This window comes from Micromonospora pallida (assembly GCF_900090325.1).
GTDB classification, from domain to species: domain Bacteria; phylum Actinomycetota; class Actinomycetes; order Mycobacteriales; family Micromonosporaceae; genus Micromonospora; species Micromonospora pallida.
On the sequence record NZ_FMHW01000002.1, the window covers coordinates 6,803,133 to 6,817,726 of the forward strand.

The 14,594-nt window shown below is 70.1% G+C and carries 16 protein-coding genes and 3 tRNA genes; 15 read left to right on the forward strand and 4 right to left on the reverse strand.

Translation table 11 applies throughout. The features are described from left to right. Positions 1-66 precede the first annotated feature (66 nt). Positions 67-810, forward strand: a complete 744-nt coding sequence (locus GA0074692_RS29060) for a class I SAM-dependent methyltransferase (protein WP_091650158.1) — start codon at positions 67-69, stop codon at positions 808-810. Here GA0074692_RS29060 and GA0074692_RS29065 read toward each other — a convergent pair. The 4 genes from GA0074692_RS29065 to GA0074692_RS29080 all read right to left on the reverse strand — a co-directional run bounded on the left by GA0074692_RS29065 (position 766) and on the right by GA0074692_RS29080 (position 3,945). Continuing rightward, a complete protein-coding gene (locus GA0074692_RS29065; protein WP_218106722.1) occupies positions 766-1,731 on the reverse strand; it encodes a DMT family transporter in 966 nt (321 codons plus the stop codon). The two genes, GA0074692_RS29060 and GA0074692_RS29065, sit on opposite strands and share 45 nt — an antisense overlap. Continuing rightward, positions 1,721-2,494 carry a GntR family transcriptional regulator gene (locus GA0074692_RS29070; protein WP_091650161.1) on the reverse strand — a complete coding sequence of 258 codons (774 nt, stop codon included), beginning with the start codon at positions 2,492-2,494 and terminating at the stop codon, positions 1,721-1,723. The genes GA0074692_RS29065 and GA0074692_RS29070 overlap by 11 nt, the downstream gene beginning before the upstream one ends. A 601-nt stretch (positions 2,495-3,095) precedes the next feature. After that, positions 3,096-3,545 (reverse strand): Rv0361 family membrane protein, encoded by a 450-nt coding sequence (locus GA0074692_RS29075; protein WP_091650163.1) that lies wholly within the window; start codon positions 3,543-3,545, stop codon positions 3,096-3,098. Between the two features lie 46 nt (positions 3,546-3,591). Next, positions 3,592-3,945, reverse strand: coding sequence for a winged helix-turn-helix transcriptional regulator (locus GA0074692_RS29080; protein ID WP_245730506.1), 354 nt, complete (start codon positions 3,943-3,945; stop codon positions 3,592-3,594). Positions 3,946-4,072: 127 nt separating this feature from the next. Here GA0074692_RS29080 and GA0074692_RS29085 point away from each other — a divergent pair, with 127 nt between their 5' ends. The 14 genes from GA0074692_RS29085 (at position 4,073) to GA0074692_RS29150 (ending at position 14,495) form a co-directional block, all read left to right on the forward strand. Further along, positions 4,073-4,933: an SDR family oxidoreductase gene (locus GA0074692_RS29085; RefSeq protein ID WP_091650169.1), complete on the forward strand. Its 861-nt coding sequence runs from the start codon at positions 4,073-4,075 to the stop codon at positions 4,931-4,933. Between the two features lie 822 nt (positions 4,934-5,755). Next, positions 5,756-8,284, forward strand: a complete 2,529-nt coding sequence (locus tag GA0074692_RS29090) for a putative bifunctional diguanylate cyclase/phosphodiesterase (RefSeq protein WP_091650173.1) — start codon at positions 5,756-5,758, stop codon at positions 8,282-8,284. A 107-nt stretch (positions 8,285-8,391) separates the two neighbouring features. Next, positions 8,392-8,464: transfer RNA gene (locus tag GA0074692_RS29095), tRNA-Thr, on the forward strand. A gap of 26 nt (positions 8,465-8,490) precedes the next feature. Then, positions 8,491-8,563: transfer RNA gene (locus GA0074692_RS29100), tRNA-Met, on the forward strand. A 131-nt stretch (positions 8,564-8,694) separates the two neighbouring features. Then, positions 8,695-8,862 (forward strand): 50S ribosomal protein L33, encoded by a 168-nt coding sequence (gene rpmG / locus GA0074692_RS29105; protein WP_013288652.1) that lies wholly within the window; start codon positions 8,695-8,697, stop codon positions 8,860-8,862. Between the two features lie 124 nt (positions 8,863-8,986). Beyond that, positions 8,987-9,433: an FAS1-like dehydratase domain-containing protein gene (locus GA0074692_RS29110; RefSeq protein WP_091650176.1), complete on the forward strand. Its 447-nt coding sequence runs from the start codon at positions 8,987-8,989 to the stop codon at positions 9,431-9,433. Position 9,434: 1 nt separating this feature from the next. Beyond that, positions 9,435-9,869, forward strand: coding sequence for a MaoC family dehydratase (locus GA0074692_RS29115; protein WP_091650182.1), 435 nt, complete (start codon positions 9,435-9,437; stop codon positions 9,867-9,869). A gap of 128 nt (positions 9,870-9,997) precedes the next feature. Further along, positions 9,998-10,070 (forward strand) — tRNA-Trp (locus GA0074692_RS29120). 209 nt (positions 10,071-10,279) lie between these two features. Next, positions 10,280-10,684, forward strand: coding sequence for a preprotein translocase subunit SecE (gene secE / locus GA0074692_RS29125; protein ID WP_091650185.1), 405 nt, complete (start codon positions 10,280-10,282; stop codon positions 10,682-10,684). 29 nt (positions 10,685-10,713) lie between these two features. Then, a complete protein-coding gene (nusG, locus tag GA0074692_RS29130; protein ID WP_091650188.1) occupies positions 10,714-11,436 on the forward strand; it encodes a transcription termination/antitermination protein NusG in 723 nt (240 codons plus the stop codon). 187 nt (positions 11,437-11,623) lie between these two features. After that, a complete protein-coding gene (rplK, locus tag GA0074692_RS29135; RefSeq protein WP_091650192.1) occupies positions 11,624-12,055 on the forward strand; it encodes a 50S ribosomal protein L11 in 432 nt (143 codons plus the stop codon). 83 nt (positions 12,056-12,138) lie between these two features. Further along, the gene (gene rplA, locus GA0074692_RS29140) at positions 12,139-12,855 is read left to right on the forward strand and encodes a 50S ribosomal protein L1 (protein WP_091650195.1); all 717 of its coding nucleotides are present in this window, start codon (positions 12,139-12,141) and stop codon (positions 12,853-12,855) included. An 84-nt stretch (positions 12,856-12,939) separates the two neighbouring features. After that, a complete protein-coding gene (locus GA0074692_RS29145) occupies positions 12,940-13,806 on the forward strand; it encodes an ATP-binding cassette domain-containing protein (RefSeq protein WP_091650197.1) in 867 nt (288 codons plus the stop codon). Continuing rightward, positions 13,803-14,495 carry a hypothetical protein gene (locus tag GA0074692_RS29150; RefSeq protein WP_091650201.1) on the forward strand — a complete coding sequence of 231 codons (693 nt, stop codon included), beginning with the start codon at positions 13,803-13,805 and terminating at the stop codon, positions 14,493-14,495. Before GA0074692_RS29145 ends, GA0074692_RS29150 begins: the two co-directional genes overlap by 4 nt. The last annotated feature ends 99 nt before the right edge of the window (positions 14,496-14,594 follow it).

Consider the following 14,594-nt stretch of genomic DNA (forward strand, 5'->3'; position numbering starts at 1 on the left):
ATGCGATCCCGGTCCCTGGCGTAAAACAAGTCGACACCTGCACCATTCATTGACACCGTCGGGGATGTGCGCCAAGAGGACATCTGGAACATCGACGCGGCTCGCAGCTACGACACACCCGGTACCGGGATGTTCGCCCCCGAGGTACTCGGCCCGACCGTGAACCGCCTCGCCGAACTCGCTGACGGCGGGCGGGCGGTGGAGTTCGCCATCGGCACCGGCCGGGTGGCCATCCCGCTCGCCGAACGGGGAGTGTCCGTCACCGGTATCGAGCTGTGCCGTCCGATGGTCGACCAGCTCCGGACGAAGGTGGACGAGGCGACGATCCCCGTGGTCGTCGGTGACATGGCGACCACCGTCGCGCCCGGCGAGTACTCGTTGGTCTACCTCGTCTACAACACGATCTCCAACCTGCTCACCCAGGCCGAACAGGTCGCGTGCTTCCGTAACGCGGCCCGTCACCTCGCCCCTGGCGGGCGGTTCGTGATCGAGTTGTGGGTGCCGGAGCTGCGCAAGCTCCCACCGGGTCAGCAGGCCGTGGTCTGGGGTTCCGAGCCCGGCTACATCGGCCTGGACACCTATGACCTGCTGCACCAGCACGTGGTCTCGCACCACTTCCAGTTCGGCGAGGGACGGCAGGCGCAGCTTTTCCGGAGCCCACACCGTTACATCTGGCCCGCCGAGCTGGACCTCATGGCACAACTGGCCGGTTTCGAGCTGGAAAGCCGGCACGCGGACTGGGTGCGGTCGGAGTTCACCGCCGAGTCACGTTCGCACGTCTCCGTCTACCGTCTCCCGCCGGCCGACTGACCGGACGCCGGATGCCGCCCGCCCCGCCTCGCCCGGCGTACGGCGGGTGAGCACGACGCCGACGAGGACCATCGTGACGCCGGCCAGGATCGCCGGGGTGACGGCCTCGTCCACGACGAGCCAGCCCAGACCGACGGCGACCAGCGGCAGCAGGTACCCGACGACGGAAGCGGCGGTCGCACCCTCATCGGCGATGATGCGGTAGTTCAGGACATAGGCCGCGCCGGTACCGAGGACGCCGAGCACGAGCAGGCTCGTCACCGCGTCCCAGCGCCAGGTGGGCGGCTCGAGCCCGGCGACCGGCATGGCCAGGGCGAGCAGGACGGTGGCCGCGCCGAGCTGGCTCGCCGACAGCATGACCGGACTGATTCCGCGGCCGGCCAGATAACGGCCCATGTAGACGTAGCTGATTCCGTAGCAGACGGCCGCGGCGAGGCAGGCGAGCCCACCCCAGCTCGCGATCTCGTTGGCGGACTCCCACGGGGAGAAGACCACGACGACGCCGAGGAAACCGAGCACGAACCCACCGGCCTTCGCCCAGCTCACCGAGCGGTCTACCCCGACCAGGAACGCGAGAAGGAGAGTCCACAGCGGGGTGGTGGCGTTGAGCACCCCGGCGACATTCGACCCGACGGTCTGTTCGGCGACGCTGAACAGCACATACGGGACCGCGTTGGCGAGCAGCGCGGCGACGAACAGGTGCCCCCACAGCCGCCGGTCTCGTGGGAACCGTGCGCCGCGCGCCAGCGCGAGCGGCGCGAGGACGACAAAACCGAGCAGGAGCCGGGCGAAGACGATCTGTACGGGGTCGAAGCCGCGCAGGGCGAGCTTGATCCAGAGGAAGCCCGACCCCCAGAGCAGGGCCAGGCCCACCACCCGGACGAGCCCGGCCCGACTGACGGCCCGGTGGTCAGTCGTCAACGGGCATCTCGTAGTCGAGGCCGTTGAGGTCGGCCCGCATGACGAACCGGGTTACCTCGAACGGCTGTCCCTGGTCGTCGACACTGGTGTGGAGTACGTCCAGCACTGGCACTCCGGGTGGTATGCCGAGGTCCTTGACCTCTTCGGGCGTGGGCATCCGGGCGCTCACCTCCTCACGCATGCGGACGATGGGATGGCCGAGATCCTCGAACCGCTGGTAGATGCTGCCCGGTCCGAGCTTCTTCTCCCGCCCCAGTGGTGAATCCTCCACCAGGGCAGCCGGGATGTAGGTGACACCCACCTGGACGGGCTCGTCGTCGGCGAAGTACCAGTTCTCTCGGCGTACGACCAACTGGTCGTCGTTGAGCTTGAGTCGATCGGCCACCTCGGGCGGTGGTGGAACGGTGGTGACCGAACGGCATTCGACGTGGGGAATCCGGCCCTGGCGTTCGACCTCGATCCGGAAGGGGGAGAGGCCGGTTTCGGTACGGGCCTGTCGCGAGTACCGCTCGCGGCCGAGCCGCATCAGGGGCCGGCGAAGTCGGACGAAGACCCCACGGCCGTGCTGGGCGACGGCAAGTCCCTCGGCCTGGAGGATGCCCACCGCCTCCCGCGCAGTGTTACGCGCGGTGGTGTACCTCGCGGACAGTTCGCGCTCGGACGGCAGCCGGTCGCCGTCCTGGAGGTCGCCGTTCTTGATCGCGGCTCGCAGCTCGTCGGCGATGCGCCGGCTCGGCGGCCGCCGGTCCTCCTGACCACCCATGTGATCACCTGCCCTTTCGTCCTGGCTTCGTGAGACTACCTCAAGTGGCTTAAGCCAGTCGTTGACAACTTCACCGCGGCGCGGCAAGGTGGCCTCACGGATAACTGGCTTAAGCCAGTTGTTCGACGATGTGGCCCTGTTGCCGTACTGCTGATGGAAGCTGCGGCGGTGGGTGCCGGGCGGTCCGCCCGTGCGCGGCGGGCGGGTGGGCCGCCCTTCCAGGCTGAGGAGCACAGAGAGGCGGAACGGAATGCGAATCGTATTCCGACCCGGTCGTCAACGTCACCGATCCGGGGGAGCAACGAGACCGGACATCTACCGGCCGCGCTCGTACGCCCCACTGCGGGCGTGCCGCTGATGCCGGAGCGGTACGTGGGGTCTTCTGCGACGCCCAGTTGCCAGGTGGCCGGCGCTGCCTGCTCCGCGCCGACCACGACGGCCCCTGCGCCCGCCGCCTGACCCTCCGGTGACCGGCGCTCAGGTGGTAGCAGGGGACCCCTGCTCCTCAAAAAGCGGTAACAGGGGTCCCCTGCTACCAGCGCCCACAGCTGCGGGCGCTGCTACCAACGTTCCCTGGCCGGCGGCACTTCTACCGACGCGGCTACTGCTGGCAGACGCGCCAGGCGCCATCTTCCTTGACCAGCTGGAAGATCTGGGTGGTCTCGGTGCCGTTCTCCTGGATCAGCCGGACGGTCGCGGAGCCCTGGGTCCGGCCGTTGGTGCTGGCGACGTTCACGAAAGTGATCTCGTAGTTGCGCAGGCGGGGTTGGGCTGCCTGCATCCGGGTGAACTCGTCCTCGCTGATCCGGTTTCTGGTGGGCGCGCAGAGCTGCCGGTAGGCGGTCGAGTGGTCGCCACGCTGTACCGCGTCCAGGTATGTGGTGGCGCTGTCCGAGACCGGTGCTACCGCGTCGTTGACGGTGCGATAGAGCCAGAAGCCGCCGATCGAACCGCCGAGGCAGCAGAGGACCAGGACCACGGCGACGACGATGAGGATGGTCCGTGTGGTGCGGCGGGGACCGGAGGGGGCCGGAATCTGCTGGTACGCCATGGCCCCGAGGGTAGGGAGCAGGTGCCAGACCCCCTGCCGGTGCCGGTCAGCGGGTGTCGTAGCAGGCGCGGGCGGCTTCGATCTCGCTCAGGTGACCGGTCGCCCAGGCTTCCAGGCCGGCGAGCAGGTCGACCAGGCTGCGGCCGAGGTCGGTGAGCTCGTAGTCGACCCGGGGCGGGACGGTGGCGTGCACGGTGCGGGTGACGAGCCCGTCGCGTTCCAGGCCGCGCAGTGTCTGGGTGAGCATCTTCTGGCTGACCCCGTCGATGCGCTGGGCCAGTTCGCCGTAGCGCTTGCCGCCGTGGGCGAGGGTGAGTACGACGAGCACGCTCCACCGGTCGCCGATCCGGTCGAGAACCTGCCGGCTGCCGCAGTTCCGCTGGTAAAGGTCCGGTTCCACGCCTTTACTCTCTCTCAGTAAGTAAGTTACTTCAAGGTGCCTACTCTCCAACGGGAAGTGATGAGAGAGTCTTCCCGTTGAGGCCAGGTGACACAGGTCAGACCCGGGAACCCAGAGGAGAGAGCACATGTCCATCGTCGTCACCGGTGCCACCGGTCACCTCGGCCGTCTCGTCGTCGAGTCGCTGCTGCGTCGCGGCGTTCCGGCGGATCGGATCGTCGCGCTCGGCCGCAACGTGTCCCGCCTCGCCGACCTCGAAGCGCGCGGCGTGGTGGTGCGGACGGCCGACTACGACGATCCCGCGTCGTTGCGGACCGCGTTCTACGGCGCCGAGAAGCTGATGTTTGTCTCTGGCAGCGAGGCCGGGCGCCGGACGGTGCAGCACCGCAACGTGGTCACCGCGGCCCGGGAGGCCGGCGTCGGGCTGGTCGCGTACACCAGCATCGTCAAGGCCGACACCTCCAGTCTCGTGCTCGCCGCCGAGCACCTGACCACCGAGCGGGAGCTGGCCGGATCGGGCCTGCCGTACGTGCTGCTGCGCAACGGCTGGTACCTGGAGAACTACACCGGCCAGCTTGCCACGTACCTCCAGCACGGGGTGCTCGGCGCGGCCCGCGACGGCCGGGTCAGCGCGGCGGCCCGCGCCGACTACGCCGAGGCCGCCGCCGCCGTGCTGACCACCGAGGGGCACGCCGGCCGGGTGTACGAGCTGGGCGGCGCGCCGTTCACCATGACCGACCTGGCCGCCGAGGTGTCCCGGCAGAGCGGACGGGACGTCGGCTACACCGACCTGCCGGTGGAGAAGTACACCGAGGTCCTGGTCGGCGCGGGCCTGCCCGAGTCGTACGCGGCCGTCCTCGCCGACGCCGACCGGGGGCTGGCCGAGGGTGACCTGTACGTGGATGGTGACGACCTGCGGGCGCTGATCGGCCGGGAGCCGACCTCGCTCGCCGAGGCGGTCCGCGCCGCCCGGCCGTCGGCCCGGTAGCGAGTCAACGGCCCGGTAGCGGGTCAACGGCACAGTGGCGCGGTGGCACGTCGACGGAACGGTGGCGGTCCACGGCATGGTGGTGCACTGTGGCCGCTCCGTCCGGCGCGACGCGCCGCCCACTATGTGGACGTCGGGGCGGTACGTGGACTGGTTGTGGGCGGCCTCGCGACTGTGGCCGGGCGTTGCGACGGGTGGGAAGAGCTGGCGACTCGCCGGGGACGGTGAGCATTTGCCGGCGGCGGTTCCCGCCCGCACCAATTCCCGGCGTTCGACATCTCTCGATTTCTGTCGGTCCTGGGGGCTACGGTTGAAGGCGCATCGGGGCAGGTGGCGGCGGGTGTACGAGTGGTGGCGATCTTGGTGATTGATGGCGAATCACGTACTACGGCAACATCCGTGGGAAGGTGCACATGGTGAGATGAACACTGAAACCGGGGGTAGACATTAGAAATCGGGGTAGGTGAGAACGGTCCGAACCTGACCAATCCACGGCGGGCCCGTTCCCACACCTCTTTGCTCCATCGGGCCTCTGTGGCACGATCGTGGAACCTCCTCCATCCGTCTTCTCCCCCACCCCTGTTGACAGGAGCGCAACGATGTCTGGTCGGAAGCCCTTTCGGTTTGCCGTAGTCATGGCGCTGATGGCCTTTGCCGTGGCCGCCGGCTTCTTCGGCACGGACAGTGTCAACCCGGACTCCGACTTCGAGTGGAGTGCCCCGGTGTCGATGGCCTCCGTCCTCGTCCCCTGAGGTCGGTCCGACGTCGTCGAGAGGTCGTTGGTTGGAGGTCCGTTCGAGACACGAGTAACGAGGGAGCCGGATGACGAGCGCTCGCCCGTCGTCGCGCAGATCGACCGACCAGGCCTGGCTGATCACCGGTCCGCTGGCCATCTTCGCCGTGGTCTGTTCGGTCGTCCTCGGGCTTGTCTCGGACCCGTCCTTCGGTAATCCGGTACTGACGCTCGCCCTGCTGGTCGTGACGGTCGCGGCCGTCAGCCAGGTGCTGCACTTCGTCATCCGCCGGCAGGGACTGACCTTCACCATCAATGAGCTACCGCTCGTCCTCGCCTTCTTCTGGCTGCCGCCGCTGACGGTCGTCGTGTTGAGCGTGACGGCGGTGCTCCTCGTGCAGTTCAGCCGCCGCACCCCACCCACCAAGCTGTGGTTCAACGTCGCCAAGGCGGGCGCCTCGGTGTCGTTGGCCGGGCTGCTGCTGGTTTCGCTGCCGCCTCTGGACGACGTCGGGCCACGCACCTGGCTGACCCTGTTCGGGGCGGTCATCCTGAACACCCTGGCCTCCCTGGCGGCGGTCGGTGGTGTGATCTCCCTGATGCACGGGTGGCAGGCTGGGCGGGAGGTGATCCGCACGGCGGGTCCACCGCTGTTGACGTCGGGCATCAACGTGGTCATGGGCCTGGTGGTCCTGATCGCGATCGAGACCACCTGGTGGGCCCTGGTGCTCATCGCGGTGCTGGCCTTCGCGGTGGTGCTGGTCTACCGCTCCTACGCGCAGTTCTTCCGCCAGCACCGCACTCTCGGCGACATGTACGAGCTGACCCGGGCGATGACCGCCAGCGGGCAGGACGGCACCCTGATCGACGTCCTGCTGGGCCGGATCCGCAAGCTCATGCAGGCCGAGTACGCCATCCTCTGGCTGCCCGCCCAGGGGCGGCACTCCGAGGTCCTGCTCACCGCCCGGGTGGACACTCCGGGCCTGCTCGACGTCGCCCCCACTCCGGTGGTGGTGCGGGAGGAGGCCCGTCGGGAGCGGCGGACCCTGGTCTGGGGCGCCCGGCTCGACGGCGACGACCTGCTCGGCGCCGCCCTGCGCGGCACCGGCGTCAAGGACGTCATCGCAGTGCCGCTGCGCTCCGGTCAGGCGGTGATCGGGACGCTCGAGGTGGTCAACCGGCTCAGTGACGCGGGTCACTTCACCTCGGACGACGTTCCCGTGTTCGAGACGGTGGCCGCGCACGCCGCGGTCGCCCTGGAGAACTCCCGGCTGGTCGACCGGCTCCGGCACGACGCGTACCACGACGGGCTGACCAAGCTGCCGAACCGGCGACGGATCACCGACGCGCTCGGCGAGGCGGTCCAGATCCGCGCCCCGGGCGAGGTGGTCGCCGTCCTCCTCTTCGACGTCGACGGGCTGCGCCAGGTCAACGAGTCCCTCGGCCACGTCGCTGGGGACAAGGTCCTCGCCGAGGTCGCCGAGCGGCTGCGGGCGTCGGCCCCGTCGTCGGCCCTGGTCGGGCGGCTCGGCGGGGACGAGTTCCTGCTTACCCTCCGGGTGGAGAGCGCCGACGCGGCCCTGGAGCTGGCCGCTCGGCTGCGCGAGCAGATCCGCGACGAGATGGTCTTCGAGCCGCTCACCCTGGACGTGGACACCGCGGTCGGGGTCGCCGTCCACCCGGACCACGGCAGCGACCCGGCCACCCTGCTGCAACGGGTGGAGTTGGCCGCGACGGCGGCGAAGTCCATGCCGGGCAGCATCCAACTGTTCAGTCCGGCGCTGGAGTCCCGGTCGTTGCGCCGCCTCGGTGTCGCCGGTGATCTGCGGCAGGCCCTTGACGAGGGCGGGGTCGAGGTCTACTTCCAGCCCAAGGTGACCCTGCGCGACCGGCGGCTGGTCGGCGTGGAGTGCCTGGCCCGCTGGGAGCATCCGGCGCACGGCACGGTCACGCCGGAGGACTTCGTCGCGGTGGCCGAGCACACCGGCCAACTCGGCCGTCTCACCGAGATGGTGCTCCGCGAGGGGCTGCGGCGCTGTCGGGACTGGACGCACGTCGAGCAGCCGCTCTCCGTCGCGGTCAACCTCTCCGCGCGTACGCTCACCGACCGGCACTTCCCCGACCAGGTACGCGAGCTGCTGGACGAGTACGACGTGCCGCCGCACCGGCTCACCTTCGAGATCAAGGAGACCGGGGTCCTGGACGGCACGGACCGTCCGATCCCCACCCTGCGCCGCCTGCGCGACCTCGGTGTACGCCTCTCGGTGGACGACTTCGGCTCCGGCTCGTTCTCCCTGGCGTACCTGCGCCGGCTACCGGTGCACGAGGTGAAGGTCGACCGGTCCTTCGTGCAGGGCATGGCGACCGATCCCGGGGACCTGGCGATCGTCAACGCCGTGGTGACCCTCTCGCAGCAGTTCGGTCTGGCCGTGGTGGCCGAGGGGGTGGAGAGCGAGTTGACCCTGGAACTGCTCCAGGACATCGGCTGCGACATCGGCCAGGGCTTCCTGTTCAGCCGTCCGCTGCCGTACGAGCGGCTGGAGGCCTGGTTCGGCGCCCAGGCGGAGGTCGAGCCGCTGCCCGCCGCCGACGTGCGCCGCCTCCGTGTGGTGCCCTGACCTGCGGTGACGCGGTCCGTGGTGGGGGAGGGGGGATCCGATTTCACCTCCGGGGCTCCGCCGTGTACTGTTACCCCTGCGCGGCACCCCCCGGGGTGATCGGGTAGGCCCCCTTAGCTCAGTCGGCAGAGCGTCTCCATGGTAAGGAGAAGGTCTACGGTTCGATTCCGTAAGGGGGCTCAGCGGGTCCGGCTAGACCCACCTGCGGCGGTGTAGCTCAGATGGCAGAGCAAGCGGCTCATAATCGCTGTGTCGCCGGTTCAAGTCCGGCCACCGCTACTCTCGTCCTCCGGGCCGGTGTCCGGTGGTCGGTGGAACGGGCGCCACTGGCGCCCACTTTGCGTGTCCGCGTAGCAAGCGCGTAAGCTTCTGCGCCGTAGTTGATCCGTTAGCGAGGAAGGCACTCCGCCGTGGCGAAGGCGACCGATGTTCGGCCGAAGATCACTTTGGCGTGTGTGGAGTGCAAGGAGCGCAACTACATCACGCGCAAGAACCGCCGGAACGACCCGGACCGCATCGAGCTGAAGAAGTTCTGCCCCCGGGACGGCAAGCACACCGTCCACCGCGAGACCCGCTGATCCGGCGACCGGCCTGAGCCGGTCCGGTCAGCAGCAGCTTCCGACGCCGATCCGGCGCGCAGGGCACGGCTTTTGCCGCCCGTGCGCGCCGGATCGGCGTTTTTCGTGCGTGTAGGTTCTCGGCATGTCACTGGACCCGTCCTTTGTCGGCCGGAGCTACCCGCCGACCGCCCCCTACCAGGTGGGCCGAGAGAAGATCCGTGAGTTCGCCACGGCCATCGGCGCGGCCGACGCCGCGTACCACGACCCGGAGGCCGCCCGGGCCCTCGGCCACCCCGACGTGGTCGCCCCGCCGACCTTCCCTGTGTCGATCACCATGGCGTCGAGCCGCCAGGTCGTCGACGACCCCGACCTCGCGGTCGACTACAGCCGGGTGGTCCACGGCGACCAGCGGTTCGCCTACACCCGCCCGGTGGTCGCCGGGGACGAGCTGGTCTGCGTCAACCACGTCGAGGCGATCGACAACCGGGGCGGGCACGGCTTCCTGACCATCCGGACCGAGGTCTCCACGGTGGCCGGCGAGCCCGTGGTGACCGCCTGGTCGAAGCTCGTCGTACGCGGGGAGGACTGAGATGGACGCGGCAACCACGACGACCGACGCGTGGCAGGGTGGGCTCGAGCTGCCCGCCAAGACGTACCGGATCACGCGGGCCCACCTGGTCCGCTACGCGGGCGCCTCCGGTGACTTCAACCCCATCCACTGGAGCGACCGGTTCGCCACCGGGGTGGGCCTGCCCGGGGTGATCGCCCACGGGATGTTCACCATGGCGCTGGTCGGCCGGGCGGTGACCGAGTGGGCCGGCGCGCCGGACGCGGTGCTCGACTACAACGTCCGCTTCACCCGTCCGGTGGTCGTACCGGACGACGACGAGGGGGTCGAGATCGAGGTCACCGCGAAGGTGCGGGAGGTCACCGAGGACGGGCTGACCCGGCTCGACCTGACCGCCACCTGCGGCGGCGAGAAGGTCCTCGCCCAGGCCCGGGCAGTCCTCCGGACACCTCGCTGACCTGCGTTTCGGCCCGATAGGGGCAGACCGGTTGGGAAAGTGGACCCGCTACCCGTACACTGGTCCGCCGTGGGGCAAGTGACCCCTGCACCGTCTTGCGTGTCGGTGTGGGGTGAGCGTTGCCGCACAGGGGTGTAGCTCAATTGGCAGAGCAGCGGTCTCCAAAACCGCAGGCTGCAGGTTCAAGTCCTGTCACCCCTGCGCCTCAGGCCTGACCGTTTCGTGGGTCGCGCCGCCCGCCGGCGGCGTTCGGCCCGCGGTGGTGGCATCGGCGGGGTGGCTCCGAGGCATCGGGCCCTCCCGGCTGATCCGCCGGCCGCGGCCCGTCGCGGGACGGTTGGTCCGGCCGGCGTGACCAGCGCCGCGCACGTTGGACAACGTGCGACCCGACATCCGCGACGGAGGGCGAAGTGGCCGACAACAAGCGGCGCGGCGAGGACGCCGGCGACGACCGTCTCGACGACGAGACCGTCGAGAGCGTGGCCGACGACGACGCCACCGACAGCGACGCCACGGACGCGGACGAGCCGGTTTCCCGGGGCGGTACCGCGACCCGGTCGCGGACCAAGGCCGAGTCCGCCGACAGCAAGCCGAAGACCAAGTCGGACGACAAGGTCGGATTGTTCGGGCGCTTCGCGCGGTTCATCCGCGAGGTCGTGGCCGAACTGCGTAAGGTCATCTGGCCGACCCGCAAGGAGCTGCTGACCTACACCGCGGTGGTGGTCGTGTTCGTGACGGTGGTCACCGCGCTCGTCGTCGGACTCGACTTCGTGTTCGCCAAGGGTGCGCTGGTGGTCTTCGGCGGATCCAGCTGACCAAGCGATAGTGACGGAAGTGAGCGAGCGTGCCTGAGTACGACGAGACCGCCGGACCCGCCGACGAGCAGTCCTCGGTGGTGACGGCGGCGGGTGACGAGTCGGTCGAGGCCGCCAGCGAGCCGGAGTTCGCGTTGACCGAGCCGGCCCCGGAAGAGGAGTTCGACCCGGTCGCCGAGCTGCGTCAGAAGCTGCGCTACGCGCCGGGTGACTGGTACGTGGTGCACTCCTACGCGGGCTACGAGAACAAGGTCAAGACCAACCTCGAGACCCGGATCACGTCCCTCGACATGGAGGACTACATCTACCAGGTCGAGGTGCCGACCCGGGAAGAGGTCGAGGTCAAGAACGGGAAGCGCCTCCAGGTCCAGAACAAGGTCTTCCCGGGCTACATCCTGGTCCGGATGGAGCTGACCCCGGAGTCGTACTCCTGCGTCCGCAACACGCCGGGTGTCACCGGCTTCGTGGGGGCGACCGACCGGGCTGACCGCCCGGCCCCGCTCTCCCTCGACGAGGTGCTGAAGTGGCTGGCCCCGGCGGTGGAGACCGAGCAGAAGAAGGCGAAGCCCGAGGTCAAGGTCCTCGACTTCGAGGTCGGTGACTCGGTCACCGTCACCGACGGCGCGTTCGCCTCGCTGCCGGCCACGATCAGCGAGATCAACGCCGACCAGCAGAAGCTCAAGGTGCTGGTGTCGATCTTCGGCCGGGAGACTCCGGTGGAGCTGAACTTCAACCAGGTCGCCAAGATCTGACGTGCCGTACGGGGCGGTGGGCGTGGCCCGCCGCCCCGTGCCGTACCCCGCCGTCGGCCCTCGCCGCAAGGGGGGACGGCGGGCTGCGCTACCCTAGAACGTCGCTCCCGCCTGTCGTGCTGACCGTGCGCGGTCGCGCGGGACGCGCCAAGCATCACTTTTCCCGTTCCAAGCCCCAGGAAGAGACATGCCTCCGAAGAAGAAGCTCGTCAAGACGTTCACGCTTCAGCTGCCGGCGGGCCAGGCGACCCCGGCCCCGCCGGTCGGTCCCGCGCTCGGTCAGCACGGCGTCAACATCATGGAATTCTGCAAGACGTACAACGCGCAGACCGAGTCGCAGCGGGGCGACATCGTCCCCGCCCAGATCAGCGTGTACGAGGACCGGACCTTCAGCTTCGTGCTGAAGACCCCGCCCGCCGCCCGGCTGCTGATCAAGGCCGCCGGCGTGCAGAAGGGCTCCGGGGTCCCGCAGAAGGACAAGGTCGGCTCGGTCACCCGCGCCCAGCTGCGCGAGATCGCCGAGAAGAAGATGGCCGACCTCAACGCCAACGACCTCGACCAGGCTGAGAAGATCATCGCCGGCACCGCCCGGTCGATGGGCATCGTCGTCAACGACTGACCTCGGCGACCCGACACCAGACCCGTTCGTGGGAGGGCGCATGATGCACGGCGCCCGCCAGAGACCACAGGAGTAGTCAGAACATGCAGCGCAGCAAGAGCTACCGCAAGGCCGCCGAGGTCATCGACCGGTCGAAGCTGTACAGCCCGGCCGAGGCGGTCAAGCTCGCCAAGGAGACCACTGCGGTCAAGTTCGACGCCACGGTCGAGGTCGCCATGCGCCTCGGCGTCGACCCCCGCAAGGCGGACCAGATGGTCCGTGGCACGGTCAACCTGCCGCACGGCACCGGTAAGACCGCCCGCGTGATCGTCTTCGCCGCCGGTGCGAAGGCCGAAGAGGCCACCGCCGCCGGTGCCGACGAGGTGGGCACCGACGAGCTGGTCGCCCGGATCCAGGAGGGCTGGCTCGACTTCGACGCGGCGATCGCCACGCCGGACCAGATGGCCAAGATCGGCCGGATCGCGCGGATCCTGGGCCCGCGCGGTCTCATGCCGAACCCGAAGACGGGCACGGTGACCATGGACGTCGCCAAGGCCGTCACGGACATCAAGGGCGGCAAGATCGCCTTCCGGGTGGACAAGCACTCGAACCTGCACCTGATCATCGGCAAGGCGTCCTTCTCCGAGACGCAGCTGATCGACAACTACGCGGCAGTCCTCGACGAGGTGCTGCGGGTCAAGCCGTCGGCCGCCAAGGGCAAGTACCTCAAGAAGGTCACCCTCACCACCACCATGGGTCCGGGCGTTCCGGTCGACCCGAACGTGGTGAAGAACCTGAACGAGGCAGCCTCCGAGGGCTGATCACCAGAACACCCTGGGATCGGGGCGTCGTCACCAGTCGGTGGCGGCGCCCCGATCCGTCTTCCCTGTGGCAGGCTTTCCGCCATGCGGCTGGAGAGCGTCTCGGTGCGTTACCACCGACGGGGGCCGTGGGTACTGCGGGACGCCACCGCCCGGGTCGATCCGGGGGAGGTGGCCGTCGTCCTCGGCCGCAACGGGGCCGGCAAGTCCACCCTGCTCCAGGTGGCGGCCGGGGTGCTCCGGCCCACCCGGGGCCGGGTCGTGGACCGCCCGCGTCAGGTCGGCTGGGTCCCGGAGCGGTTCCCCGCCGACCAGCCGTTCCCGGTGGCGTACTACCTGACCGCGATGGCCCGGGTGGCCGGGCTGTCCGCCGCCGAGGCGGATCGGGCGGTGGACGAGTGGACGTCCCGGCTGGGCATCGCCGCGTTCCGCGGGGTCCGCCTGCCGGACCTGTCGAAGGGGACGGCGCAGAAGGTCGGCCTGGCGCAGGCGATGCTCCGGCTGCCCGGCCTGCTGGTGCTGGACGAGCCCTGGGAGGGCCTGGACGCCGCCGCCCGGGACCTGGTGCCGCTGGTGGTCGACGAGGTGCTCGCCGCCGGTGGCCGGGTGCTGGTGAGTGATCACCGCAACGAGACGGTCCGGTTGCCCGGCGCACGGCACTGGACGGTCGCCGATGGCACGGTGACCGAGCGGGCAGCGGAGGAGCCGGCGGAGCTGGCGGTGATCGAGGTGGCGGTGCCGGCCGCGCGGGTCGCCGGCACCGTCGCCCGGCTGCGCGCCGCAGGCCACCAGGTGCTCCGGGTACGCGCCGACGGCCCCGTGCCGGATCTTGGGTCGACGGGTGACGGCGGTGGTGGGGCGGACGACAGCGGTTGCCCACGACAGCCGGCCGCCGGCGACGCTGCTCGCGCCGACGGGCTGACCGGCTCGGCGGACGGGGCTTCCCGGTGACCGCCCTGGTACGGCTCCGGCTGGCCGGCTTCCTGCGTACCGGACGGGTCCTCGGGCCCCTGCTCGCCGGCCTGGTCGTGCTCGGCGTCCTCTACGGCGGCGGTCGCGCCCAGCCGGCCGAGGCGTACGGCGTCTCGGCGGTGCTGCTCTTCCCGGTGCTGGCCTGGCAGACCAAGCTGCTGCTCGACGTGGAACCGGACGTGCAGCGCCGGCTGGCGCTGGTGGCGGTCGGCGGCCACCGCCGGGAGCAGGTGTCCGGACTGCTCGCCGCGGCGGTGGCGGCGCTCGGCACGGTGACGCTGGCCCTGGTGCTGCCGTGGCCGCTGGGCGGGCTGGCCGGTCCGGTGAATGTCGACGACCGGTCGGTGCCGCTGGGGATCGCGCTGGGGCTCTGGGCCCACCTGCTCGCCGTGCCGGCCGCCGTGGCGCTCGGTGCGCTGGCCAGCCGTGCCTGCGCCGGCAGCACCGGGTACGGCGTCGCGGTGCTCGCGGTCGGTACGGTCGCCGCGCTGGTGTTCGGCCGTTCCGGGTCGGTGCTGCCGTGGCTCGTACCGCCGATCATGCCGACCGCGCGGGCCACCGCGACCGGGGCGGCGGTGTCGACGGGGCTGCTGCTCACCGCCTGGGCGGTGCTCTGGGCCGGCGCGGTGCTGGCCGGCTACGCCTGGCGGCGCCGCCTACGGGGCTGAGTGCCGAGTCGCGGCTCGGCACCGGTCGGGGCGGACCGGGGTGACCGGGCCCACGTCGGGGGCGATTTGGCGGTGGGGGAGGGGTCGCGTACTCTTCAA

What these genes read in the sequence shown, in the direction of transcription:
- GA0074692_RS29070 (WP_091650161.1), bottom strand. Translation starts at nt 2,494, where the DNA reads ATGGGTGGTCAGGAGGACCGGCGGCCGCCGAGCCGGCGCATCGCCGAC.
- GA0074692_RS29075 (WP_091650163.1), bottom strand. Translation starts at nt 3,545, where the DNA reads ATGGCGTACCAGCAGATTCCGGCCCCCTCCGGTCCCCGCCGCACCACA.
- GA0074692_RS29085 (WP_091650169.1), top strand. Translation starts at nt 4,073, where the DNA reads ATGTCCATCGTCGTCACCGGTGCCACCGGTCACCTCGGCCGTCTCGTC.
- GA0074692_RS29090 (WP_091650173.1), top strand. Translation starts at nt 5,756, where the DNA reads ATGACGAGCGCTCGCCCGTCGTCGCGCAGATCGACCGACCAGGCCTGG.
- GA0074692_RS29110 (WP_091650176.1), top strand. Translation starts at nt 8,987, where the DNA reads ATGTCACTGGACCCGTCCTTTGTCGGCCGGAGCTACCCGCCGACCGCC.
- GA0074692_RS29115 (WP_091650182.1), top strand. Translation starts at nt 9,435, where the DNA reads ATGGACGCGGCAACCACGACGACCGACGCGTGGCAGGGTGGGCTCGAG.
- rplK (WP_091650192.1), top strand. Translation starts at nt 11,624, where the DNA reads ATGCCTCCGAAGAAGAAGCTCGTCAAGACGTTCACGCTTCAGCTGCCG.
- rplA (WP_091650195.1), top strand. Translation starts at nt 12,139, where the DNA reads ATGCAGCGCAGCAAGAGCTACCGCAAGGCCGCCGAGGTCATCGACCGG.
- GA0074692_RS29145 (WP_091650197.1), top strand. Translation starts at nt 12,940, where the DNA reads ATGCGGCTGGAGAGCGTCTCGGTGCGTTACCACCGACGGGGGCCGTGG.